This window comes from Actinomycetospora chlora (genome assembly GCF_039542135.1).
In the GTDB taxonomy this organism is placed as follows: domain Bacteria; phylum Actinomycetota; class Actinomycetes; order Mycobacteriales; family Pseudonocardiaceae; genus Actinomycetospora; species Actinomycetospora chlora.
Map to the genome: position 1 here is coordinate 88,315 of NZ_BAABHO010000005.1, position 11,211 is coordinate 99,525.

General features: G+C 74.2%; 9 protein-coding genes. All 9 read right to left on the minus strand.

Annotated features, from left to right (window positions below):
- Window positions 1–56: 56 nt before the first annotated feature.
- The gene (locus tag ABD994_RS04590; protein WP_345411245.1) at window positions 57–1,121 is read right to left on the minus strand and encodes an NUDIX hydrolase; all 1,065 of its coding nucleotides are present in this window, start codon (window positions 1,119–1,121) and stop codon (window positions 57–59) included.
- On the minus strand, window positions 1,118–2,287 hold the full coding sequence (locus tag ABD994_RS04595) for a glycosyltransferase family 4 protein (RefSeq protein ID WP_345411246.1): 1,170 nt from the start codon (window positions 2,285–2,287) through the stop codon (window positions 1,118–1,120). The genes ABD994_RS04590 and ABD994_RS04595 overlap by 4 nt, the downstream gene beginning before the upstream one ends.
- A gap of 145 nt (window positions 2,288–2,432) precedes the next feature.
- Window positions 2,433–3,896: a sugar porter family MFS transporter gene (locus ABD994_RS04600; protein ID WP_345411247.1), complete on the minus strand. Its 1,464-nt coding sequence runs from the start codon at window positions 3,894–3,896 to the stop codon at window positions 2,433–2,435.
- A complete protein-coding gene (locus ABD994_RS04605) occupies window positions 3,893–4,879 on the minus strand; it encodes an ROK family glucokinase (RefSeq protein ID WP_345411248.1) in 987 nt (328 codons plus the stop codon). The genes ABD994_RS04600 and ABD994_RS04605 overlap by 4 nt, the downstream gene beginning before the upstream one ends.
- Window positions 4,876–5,625, minus strand: a complete 750-nt coding sequence (locus tag ABD994_RS04610; RefSeq protein ID WP_345411249.1) for an HAD family hydrolase — start codon at window positions 5,623–5,625, stop codon at window positions 4,876–4,878. The genes ABD994_RS04605 and ABD994_RS04610 overlap by 4 nt, the downstream gene beginning before the upstream one ends.
- Complete coding sequence (locus ABD994_RS04615; RefSeq protein WP_345411250.1) at window positions 5,622–8,276, minus strand: glycoside hydrolase family 65 protein; 2,655 nt, start codon at window positions 8,274–8,276, stop codon at window positions 5,622–5,624. Before ABD994_RS04615 ends, ABD994_RS04610 begins: the two co-directional genes overlap by 4 nt.
- Window positions 8,277–8,307: 31 nt before the next feature.
- Window positions 8,308–9,147, minus strand: a complete 840-nt coding sequence (gene otsB, locus ABD994_RS04620) for a trehalose-phosphatase (protein ID WP_345411251.1) — start codon at window positions 9,145–9,147, stop codon at window positions 8,308–8,310.
- Window positions 9,148–9,281: 134 nt separating this feature from the next.
- The gene (locus ABD994_RS04625) at window positions 9,282–10,487 is read right to left on the minus strand and encodes an ROK family transcriptional regulator (RefSeq protein ID WP_345411252.1); all 1,206 of its coding nucleotides are present in this window, start codon (window positions 10,485–10,487) and stop codon (window positions 9,282–9,284) included.
- A 10-nt stretch (window positions 10,488–10,497) separates the two neighbouring features.
- The gene (locus ABD994_RS04630; protein WP_345411253.1) at window positions 10,498–11,169 is read right to left on the minus strand and encodes a hypothetical protein; all 672 of its coding nucleotides are present in this window, start codon (window positions 11,167–11,169) and stop codon (window positions 10,498–10,500) included.
- Window positions 11,170–11,211 lie beyond the last annotated feature (42 nt).

Consider the following 11,211-nt stretch of genomic DNA (forward strand, 5'->3'; position numbering starts at 1 on the left):
CGATCGTACGACCGCGACGGGGTCGGCTGCCGTGACGCGGTGCACGTCCGGGCCGGTCAGTGGATCGCGAGCGGGACCGTGCCGGGCTCGAGGGCGTGGGGGTCGGCGAGCAGGTCGGGCAGCTGGTGCGGGTGCACGACGTCGAGCGTCACGGCGAGCTCGGCCGGGGTCCACCAGCGGTGCCCGCGCACGGTGCGCGACTCGTGCTCGGTGAAGCCGCTGGTGTCGACGTCGCCGGAGGGCACCGGCACGGCGTGGAACAGCTCCCGGCCGGCGTACGTGACGCCGCCGGCCTCGAACACGACCTCGCGCACCCACAGCGGGCCCCGGACGCTGCCGGGCTCGACGGTCAGGCCGGTCTCCTCCCGCAGGGTGCGGACGACGGCGTCCACCGGCTCCTCCCCCGCCGCGATGCCGCCGCCCGGGGCGAACCAGAACGACTCGGCGGGCCGCGCCGGGTCGACGCCCTCGAACAGCAGCACCCGGCGGTCCCCGTCGACGACGACCACCCGGACCGCGTCCTGCGCCGAGCGCACGGCCGGGGCCGCGGCGTGGACGCCGTCCGGGCCGGGCTCGGCGATCTCGAAGTAGCGCGGCACCGGCGCGGTGCCCGCGAGGTGCAGCCAGCGCACCATCCGCCGACCGCGCAGCGCCCGGGTGTCCCGCACGGCGTCGTTGTGGACGCGCCGGGCCACCGACACCCGCGCGTTCGCGTCGGCGAGCTCGGCGGCGAGGTCGGCGGGCAGCGCGGCGGTGTCGAGCGGCGCGAGCGCGCGGGTCAGGTCGTTCTCGGCGGCCTCGCGCTCGAGGTCGGGGACGTGCCCGCCCGTCGAGCCACCGGCCGAGCCGCCGGCCGCGGCGGCGCGGGCGGCCGCGCGCAGGGCCCGCCGGTCGGCGTCGGCCAGCGCCACGGGGCCGGCCGTCGCGGCGCTCGCGCGGACGACCGCCGCCCGCCGGTCGAGCACCGCCGCGAGCGCGGCCGTCGCGGCGTCGGTGCGCACGTGCAGGCGGTCCAGGCGGCGGGCCCGCGCCACCATGACCGCCGCGGTGACGACCACCAGCAGCACGACCGCGGTGACGACGATGATCAACAGGACACCGGAGGGGCCCAGGAGCGTCACGGGGACGACCGTAGGCCCGGGGCGGAGAGCGTCCCGCCGGCCCCCACCCGTCGCGGGTCGGCGGCGACCGCGACCTCGTAGACGCGCAGCACCGCCGCCGCCACCACCGACCAGTCGAACGCGGCGACGCGCTCGCCGCCCGCGCCGCGCAGGGCCTCGCGGCGGGCGGGGTCGTCGAGCAGGGCGGCGATCGCGGCGCCCCACGCGCCCGCGTCGCCGCTGGTCACCGTCACCCCGGCCGGCGGCTCGCCGAGCACCCGGCGGAACGCGTCGATGTCGCTGGCGACCACCGGCGCCCCGGCCGCCATGCCCTCGGCCAGCACCACCCCGAAGCTCTCGCCGCCGGTGTTGGGGGTGGCGAGCAGGTCGACCGACGCCAGCATCGACGCCTTCGTGGGCTCGTCGACGGCGCCGAGCAGCTCGATGCGGCCGGCGAGTTCCGGGCCCGCGGTCTCCCGCAGCTCGTCCTCGTCGCCCCGGCCGACCACCAGCAGCCGCAGGTCCGCCCGCCGCGCGGCCAGCGGGCGCAGCGCCTCGAGCAGCAGCGGCATCCCCTTGCGCGGCTCGTTGTAGCGCCCGACGAAGCCGACCGTCGCCCCGTCGCCGTGGCGGGAGTAGCCGGGGAGCGGCGCGGCCCCGGCGAAGGCCGCGACGTCCACGCCGTTGGGGATCTCGACGGCGTCGCCGCCGAGGTGCTCGACGTAGACCTGGCGCGCCAGCGGGGACACCGCGATCCGCGCCGTCACGCGCTCGAGCAGCGGGCGCAGCACCGGCTCGAAGAACGTCATCGTGCGCGAGCGGGGGGTGGAGGTGTGGAACGTCGCCACCACGGGCCCCTCGGCGACGACCAGCGCGAGGAACGACAGGCTCGGCGCGGTCGGCTCGTGGACGTGCAGGACGTCGAAGTGGCCGTCGCGCAACCAGCGCCGCACACGTGCGAGCGAGACCGGCCCGAACGTCAGCCGCGCGACCGAACCGTTGTACGGGACGCCGACGGCCTTCCCGGCCCGCGTCACCCCGGCCGGCACCGGGGTGTCGCGCCCCGCCGGCGCGAGCACGTCGACGTGGTGCCCGAGACCCGTCAGTGCCCGCGCGAGGTCGAGGACGTGCGCCTGGACCCCGCCCGCGACGTCCAGCGAGTACGGACAGACGATCCCGATGCGCATGGCGCGGGCCAGCGTACTGAGGGCGCGTGCGCTCCCCGTGCGGCGGCGGGCGTTCGGCCGAACGGCGCCCGACCCCGGGACACGAACGCGCCGTTCGCTGCTCCCGACGCAGCGAACGGCGCGTTCGTCCCGGCAGAGGGTCGGATCAGCCGACCATCTCCTCGAGCTCCTTGCCCTTCGTCTCCTGCACGAACCGCATGACGAAGAAGAAGGACAACAGGGCCATGAGGGCGTACAGGCCGTACGCGAAGGTGAGGCTCAGGTCCGCCAGGGCCTGGAACGACACGGTCACGATGAAGTTCGCGATCCACTGCGCCGCCGCGGCGACGGCCAGGGCGGCGGCCCGCAGCCAGTTCGGGAAGATCTCCCCGAGCAGCACCCACACGACGGGTCCCCAGGTGACCGCGAAGGAGACCACGTAGAGGTTGGCCGCGACGAGGGCGACCGGCCCCCACACACCGGGCAGGCTCGGGCTCTCCTTGCCGTCCGCGCCGACCGTGAGCACGGACTGCGAGAACGCGACGGCCATGACGGCGAGCGTCACGACCATGCCGGCCGAGCCACCGAGCAGCATCGGCTTCCGGCCGACCCGGTCGACGATGATGATCGCGACGATCGTCGAGACGACGTTGATCAGCGCGTTGATGACCGACGCGATGAACGAGTCGTTCTCGGAGAAGCCGACCGCCTGCCAGAGCGTCGTCGAGTAGTAGAAGATGACGTTGATGCCGACGAACTGCTGGAAGACCGACAGCAGGATGCCGACCCAGACGATCGGGCGCAGCCCCGCGGCGTGACCGCGGAGGTCACGCAGGCTCGGCTTGTCCTCCCGGCGCAGGCTCTCGGCGATCTCCTGGACCTTGTGCTGGACGGCGTCGGCCGAGGTCCCGAGGACCCGGCCCAGCACCACGCCGGCCTCGTCGAGCCGGCCCTTGGCCACGAGGTAGCGCGGCGACTCCGGGATGCGCAGCGCGAGGAGGCCGTAGATCACCGACGGGATGACACCGACGATGAACATCCAGCGCCACGCCTCGGCGCCGAGGAAGAGCTCGTTGGCCGCACCGCCGGCGCTGTACTGCAGCAGGGCGTCCGAGAGCAGGGCGACGAAGATGCCGAGCACGATCGCCATCTGCTGCAGCGAGGCCAGCGAGCCGCGGATGCGGGCGGGGGCGATCTCGGCGATGTACGCCGGGGCGATGACCGAGGCGATGCCGATGCCGATGCCGGCGATGAACCGCCAGAGGATCAGGTCCCAGACCGCGAACGCCAGGCCGGACAGGACCGAGCTGACGGCGAACGCGACGGCGGCGATCAGCATGACGCGCACGCGGCCGTAGCGGTCGGCCGCCGGCCCGGCGAACCACGCGCCCACCGCCGAGCCGAGCAGCGCGACGGCGACGGCGAAGCCGGACAGCAGCGGGCTGTTCTCCAGGCCGAACTGCGAGTTGATGGCCTTGACCGCGCCGTTGATGACGCTCGAGTCGAAGCCGAAGAGGAAGCCGCCGACCGCGGCGACGATGGAGATCAGGATCGCCTGGGCGGTCGTCTTCTCCCTGGATCCGGGCTGCCCCGGTGTGGATCCCGGTGTGGATCCTGGTTCGCTGGTCATCGGTCACTCCCCGGAACGGCACTGTCATGACTCGTCCGCGCCAGGTCGGCCGCGCCGACCATGCCGGACTCCCATCCCAACTCGGCGAGCCGCACCTCGGCGACGGGCCGGTGCCCGCGTCCGGTGAGGTTCGCGCGGAAGGTCTCCTCGACCCGGCTGCGCAGCAGCTCGCCGGCGGCGGAGACCCCGCCGCCGATGACGAACAGCGTCGGGTCGAGCACGGCCGCGAGCTGCGCGAGTCCGAGGCCGATCCAGCGGCCGATCTCGTCGTAGCAGTGCAGCGCGGCGACGTCGCCCTGCTGGGCGCACGTGGTCACCAGCTCACCGGTGATCGCGTTCGGGTCCCCGCCGGCGGCCGAGATCAGGCCGGCCGCGAAGGCCGGCGAGTGGCGGGCGATCTCCAGGGCCTCGGTCAGCAGTGCGCGCCCGGAGCCGTACTGCTCCCAGCACCCCTGCAGCCCGCAGCCGCAGCGGCGCCCGTACGGCACCATCGTGATGTGGCCGATCTCCGCGGCCACGCCGAAGCCGCCGCGCAGCAGCCGACCATTGGTGATGATCCCGCCGCCGACGCCGGTGCCGATCGTGATCGCGACGAGGTCGTCGTGGTCGCGGCCCGCACCGAAGCGCGACTCGGCCCAGGCCACGGCGTTGGCGTCGTTCTCCACGACCACCGGGATGTCGAGGCGGCCCGAGAGCTCGTCGCGCAGGTCCTCGTCGCGCCACGCGAGGTTGGGCGCGAAGAGGACCTTGGCGCGCCCGGAGTCGACGAACCCGGCGGCGCCGATGCCCACCCCGGCGATCGCGTGGTGGCTGCGCAGCTCCCGGACGGCGTCCCCGATGGCCTCGAGCACGAGGTGGGTGTCCGTCGCCGGCGTCTCGCGCCGCGTCGAGGCCAGCAGCTTGCCGGCCTCGTCGACGACGCCGGCCGCGATCTTGGTGCCGCCGACGTCGACGCCGACGGTCAGCTCGCCCTCCCCCGTCACCGCTGTTCCACCAGTTCGTGCCGCGACAGGGCGTCGACGTCGACGGTGTCCATCGACGTGACGACGAGGTCGGCCCCCTCGGCCCGCAGCGCCTCGACGTCGTCGGCGCGCGAGACGCCGAGCCCGCCGAAGCCGCCGGCCTTCGCCGCCTGGATGCCGTTGGTCGCGTCCTCGCAGACGAACGCGTCGGCCGGGTCGACGCCCAGCTCCTTCGCCGCGGTCAGGAAGATCTCGGGGTGCGGCTTGCCCTGCGCGAAGTCGCGGCCGGACACGTCCACGTCGAAGACCTGGTGCAGGTTGCCGGACCCGCCGAAGCGCGAGAGGTCGATCTTCTCGAGGAACATCTTGGCGTTCTTCGAGGAGGACGCGGCCGCGACCGGGATGCCCGAGTCCTTGACCTTCAGCACGAACCGCACAGCGTCGTCGTAGGCCGAGAACCTTCCCTCGGAGATCAATCTCACGATCATCTCCTGCTTGTACTCGCCGTACTCCTGCACGCGGCGGTCGATGTCGGGGACCCCGAAGTACTCGAGCGCCGCGGTGGCGCCGGCCTTGCGCGGCTTGCCCGACATGCGCTCGTGGTAGAGCGCCGGGGTGAACTTCTCCGGCGCGTAGCTGGTCTGCGCGACGATGTCGGACCACGGGCCCTCCATGAGCTCGCGCAACGACTCGCGCCAGGCCTCCTCGTGGGGCGAGTCGACGAGGACGCCGTCGACGTCGAAGATCGCTCCCTTGAACCCGCTCATGCGCCGTTCCCTCCGTGGTCGTGCTCGCCGCTGGTGGCCGACCCCTGCAGGGGCCCGTCGCCGTTCCCGCCCGTCGCGCCGTCCGTCGCGGCCGGCGGCGTCACCGCCGCCGACACCGCCGCGCCGGACCCGTCCGTGACGCGCCCGTCGCGGCCGAGCGGGACCGTCCACTCCTGGCCCGCGCCGAGCTCGCGGACCTCGTCGCCCAGGCCGATCCGCACGGGGTGGCTGAAGCCCTCGGTCTGGACCGCGACGGTCAGGGACCCGTCGGCGACGTGCACGCGCAGCGTCGTGCCCTGGAAGACCAGCGAGAGCGCGAGCCCGTCGAGCCGCAGCGTGAGGCGCGGCGCGAAGCTCAGCACCCCGTCGCGGGCGCCGACGCCGAGGTAGGCGCGCTGGAGCAGGTCGAGGGTCCCCGACATGACCCCCATGTGGATGCCCTCCTTGGTCGTGCCGCCCTGCACGTCGCCGATGTCGGACTCGACGGCGACGAGGAAGCGCTCCCAGGAGCTCTCGGGGTCGATGCCGGCCAGCACCGCGGCGTGCGCGACGAGCGAGAGCGTCGAGCCGTGCGAGGTGCGCCGGTCGTAGTAGGCGATGGTCCGGCGGGCGAGGTCGTCGTCGCCGGCGATGGCGTCGTAGCCCAGCCGCGAGAGGATCTCGCGCAGCTCGCCGTCGGAGAACAGGAAGAACAGCATGACCGCGTCGGCCTGCTTGGCGAGCTTGTAGCGGTCCGGGTCGTCACCCTCGGCTTTGAGGATGCGGTCCATGCGCTGGATGTTCCTGTGGCGCGACCGGTAGCCCTCCCAGTCGAGCTCCTCGAGGGACTCGTAGCCCTCGAACTGGGTGATCACCGGCTTGCCGTCGGCGTCACGGTGGGTCGGCACGACCATCGACGTGGCCATCTCCGACCAGCGCGCGATCTCGTCGTCGGTGATCCCGAGACGGCTGCGCAGCACGCGGCGGCGGCTCTTGGGCAGCAGCGCGAGGACCTTCGGCGCGGTCGCGCAGATCCACGCGACCATGACGTTGGTGTAGGCGTTGTTGCGCAGCCCGCCGTCCTCGGCGCCGGGATAGCGCTCGTGGAACTCGTCGGGCCCCATCACGCCGTGGATCTCGTAGCGCCCGGTGTTCGTGTTCTTGTGGGCGATCGACGCCCAGAACCTCGCGATCTCGAGCATCAGCTCGGCGCCGTAGTCGCGCAGGAACTCGAGGTCGTCGGTGGCCTGGTAGTACTGCCAGACGTTGTAGAAGATCGCCGCGTTGACGTGGCGCTGGTTGTGCGAGTGGTCGGGGTCCCACTGGCCCGACAGCGGGTTGAGGTGGACGACCTGCGTCTCCTCGGTGCCGTCGCTGCCCGACTGCCACGGGAACATCGCGCCGCGGTAGCCCGACTCCTCCGCCGCCGCGCGGGCCTCGGCGAGGCGGCGGTAGCGGTACATCAGCAGGCCGCGCGTGATCTCGGGCAGCCGGTAGTTGAGGAACGGGTAGACGTAGAGCTCGTCCCAGAAGACGTGGCCGCGGTAGGCCTCGCCGTTCAGCCCGCGGGCGGGGACCCCGGCGTCGTGGCGGGCGGTGTGCCGCGAGCAGACCTGCAGCACGTGCGCCATGTGGAAGCGCAGCAGGAGCTGGATGCGCGGCTCGTGCGGCACCTCGACGTCGGCGACGTCCCAGTACTCGTCCCAGGCGGCGAGGTGCTCGTCGTAGCAGCCGGCGAAGTCCGGGTAGCGCTCGACGTGGCGGCCCGCGGCGGTGAGCGTCTCGGTGATCGCGTTGTCGTGGCTGGTGAAGAACGACACGATCTTCTCGACCCGCACGGTCTCGCCCTCGGTGAGGTCGAGGTCGAGGACCTGCTGGATGTAGTCGTTCATCTGGTGGAGCGTGCGGGCGGGTTCGACCTTCTCCCAGCCGCGGCCGCGGGCCCGGTAGACCCGGGTGCGGGCGGCCTCGGAGACGTAGAGGTTCGACTGCCGGGTCCGCACCTTGAGCGCGATGATCTCGGGACCGAACGTGCGCGGCGTGACGGGATCGAGGTGGCGGCCCTCGAGGTCGCGGTAGCGGGCGACCATGGTGTTGTCGACGCGGCCGTCGATGGCCGAGACGATCCCGATCCGGCCCGTCCAGTTCTCGGCGGTGACCGTCCACTCCATCGCCGCCTGGTGGCTGTGGGCCATCGACACGAAGCGCCGGCTGCGCAGGGTCGTCTCCCGGCCCGCGCGGTCGCGGAAGCGGAACTCGCGGCTGACGGTCGCCGTGCGGATGTCGTAGGAGTGGCGGTAGTCCAGCACCTCGACGTTGTCGAGGCGGATGGCCTCCTCGCCCTCGATCCGCAGCTTGAGGACCAGCCAGTTCGGCAGGTTGACGAGGTCCTCGTTGAGCACCGGGCGCCCGCCCAGGATCGTCGTCTCGCGGTTGTAGGCGCCGTGGGCGTAGGTGCCGGCGTAGTGCCTCGGCGCGTCGGTGTCCTCCCACTCGGCCGCGCCGCGGGTGCAGAAGTAGCCGTTGCCGGTGCTGGTGAGGGCCTCGCGCAGGCCCTCGTCGTCGGGCTCGAGACCGGTCCAGGTCAGCGTGAAGTCGCCGGCGACGGCGCCGCCGGGCAGGACGTCGCCGGCGTCGGAGGTCGGGTCGGGGACCGTGTCGGTCGCTGTCACGGGGTGCTCCGTACTCCTGGGTGTGTCGGGGTCATCGGGCGAGACCGTCGAGGAAGCGGCCGACCTCGTCGACGGTGGACAGGACGGCGGTCGCCGCGGTCTCCCGGGCCGCGGCGTCGGCCGGGTCGATCACGAGGATGCCCAGACCGGGCTCGCGGTGATCACCACCGCGCGCCGCGAGTGCCCGGAACGCGTCCTCGTCGGTGATGTCGTCGCCGAGGTAGATCGGCACGACGTCCGGGTGGTCGAGGTCCAGGACGTCGATGAGGTGGTCGACGGCCTTGCCCTTGTTCCAGTCGATCTTCGGCTGGATCTCGTGGACGAACTTGCCCGGGGTCACGCGCAGCTGCCCCGGGTGCTCGGCCAGGACAGCCTCGACCAGCGCCTCGACCCGCGGCCGGTCCGCGTCGGCGACGTGGCGGTCGTGCAGGGCGACCGAGGCGTGCTTGGGCTCGACCTGGGTGCCCTCGATCTCCGCGGCGCCGTCGGTCACCCGGCGCGTGATCTCGGCGACGAGGTCCTCCCACCCGCGCGAGGCCTCGTGCTCGATGACGCCGCGCTGCGGGTCGTGGATGTCGAAGCCGTGGCTGCCCGCGATGATCAGGTCGTCGAGGCCCATGAGCTCGGCGACGACCCCGCGGTCGCGCCCGGAGACCACGCAGACCGGGCAGCGGCCGGCGAGCGCGTGGACGATGCCGCGCATGTCGTCGGTCATGATCGCGTCCTCGGGCCGCGGGACGATCGGGGTGAGCACCCCGTCGTAGTCGAGGAAGACCGCGGGGCGCCGGCCGGCGAGCCGCTCGGCCACCGCGGCGGCGTCGAGGGCGTGCGGCAACCGGTCCGCCGTCGTGGTCGCGGGGGGAACGGTCACCAGGGGCCTCCGCATCTCCGGGCGCCGTTGTCGTGTGATGCGAGCCACAGGCTAAGGCGGCGTCCGAACGTCGTCAACGGATGAACACAACGACGTGATCTTCTCGCGCGCGGGGTACGCGCGCCAGGTGGACCTCAGGTCCGCAGGGCACACCGGTCGAAGGCCAGGGCGAGGGCCCCGAGGACGGGGGCGTGCTCGGCGAGCCCGGCCGTCACGACGGTCGCCGTGCGGGTCGTGCCGGGCAGCGCCGCGGCCTCGAGCGCGGCGTGCAGCGGGGCGAGCAGGAGGTCGCCGGCCTGGGCGAGCTCCCCGCCGACGACGATCCGCCGCGGGGTGAGCACCGTGCACAGGCCGGCGAGGGCGGCGCCGACGTGGTGGCCGGTGTCGGCGAGCACCCGCCGGGCCGGGGCGTGGCCCTCCTGGGCGCGGGCGACGACGTCGGCGACGGTGGGCGGGCCGCCGAGCAGGGGCTCGAGCATCGCGGTCACCGTGCGCGTCGACACCAGCGTCTCCAGGCAGCCGCGGTGCCCGCAGCGGCAGACCGCGGCGAACCGGTCCCCCGGGTCGACGGCGACGTGGCCGATCTCCCCGGCCGTCCCGTCCGGTCCGCGGTAGAGGCGCCCCGCCAGCACCATCCCGGCGCCGACACCGTCCGAGAGCTTGAGGAACAGGCCGTCGTCGACGCCCCGCAGCGCGCCCCACCGCTGCTCGGCGAGGGTGCCGAGCGTCGCGTCGTTGTCCACCCAGCTCGGCACGCCGAGGTGCTCGGTGACCCGGCCGGCCACCGGGACGCCCACCCACCCGGGCAGCACCCCGGACGCCCCGACCACCCCGGTGGCGACGTCCAGCGGCGCCGGCAGGCCCACCACCGCACCGCGCAGCGCCGCCCGCCGCACACCGGCGCGGGCGACCACCTCGTCGAGCATCCGGGCCGCCGTTGCCAGGCCGTCGTCGACGCCGTGCTCCTCGCCGAGGTCGGCCCGCACCTCGGTGCACGCGGGCGGGTCGGCGTGCCCGGCCGCGGCCGCGGGGTCGGCGAGGTCGGCCAGCGCGACCCGCACGTGCCGGTGCCCGAAGTCGATGCCCGCGACCAGCCCGGCCCCGCGGACCAGCCGCACCGCCCGCACGCGCCGCCCGCCCCGGACCTCGTCGCCCGCCTCCAGCAGCCCCGCCGCACCGAGGTCGCGCACGATGTTGGACACGGTGGCGGGGGCGAGGCCGGTGCTCGCGGCGATCTCCGCCTGGGTCGGCGCCCCGGCCTCCCGGACGGTGTCCAGCACCCGTCGCCGGTTGGCGTCGCGCAGCCCGGCCGGCGAGCCGGGACGCACCGCCGTGTTCATGCGATGAATACTAACTCGCCCGTGTGTGGTCCACGTCACCCATCCGTCGAACGGTCGAACGGGCACCGGCAACGGCCGGAGCACCCGCCGCGGGGTACGTCCGCGGAGCAGCCGGACGCCGCGGGACACGGCCCCGCAGATCGGGCACGTCGCGCCACTCCCGGCGGGCCACCCGTGCCAGCAGGGCGGCGACCCGCGACACGACGTGCTCGACGGTGTCGGCCCCCTGGCCCCCGAGGCAGACGACGTCCCAGCCCCGCGCACCGAGCGCCTCGGCGCAGTACCAGGCGATCTCGGGGTGGCGGTCGACGAGCGCCCCGGCCCGCCGGTCCGGCCACGCCAGGTCGAGCGCGCCGAGGACCTCCCCGGTGCCGGGCGCCCGGACGAGCACGGCGGCCTGCGGGGGCGCGAGCCGCGCGAGGCGGACGCCGATCCGCACCCGGGTGCGCCGCGGGGTGTCCGACCGCGGGTCGATCAGCGCCGCGGCCGCCCGCACCCGCGCCATCCCCCGCTCCCCCCTGTGCCGGTCGGCGAGCGCGACGACGTCGGCGGGCCCGACGCCGGCGCGCCGGCACAGCGCGTCGGCGACGACCACGGCGTCGACGGTGCTCAGGCGGCGCGCGACCTCGACGATCGTCCGGGCCGGCGAGGTCAGCGGCAGGGGTCCTCCGCCCGGTGCCATCACCACCTCGTCCGGCGGGAACGCGGCCCGGCGCACGACGAC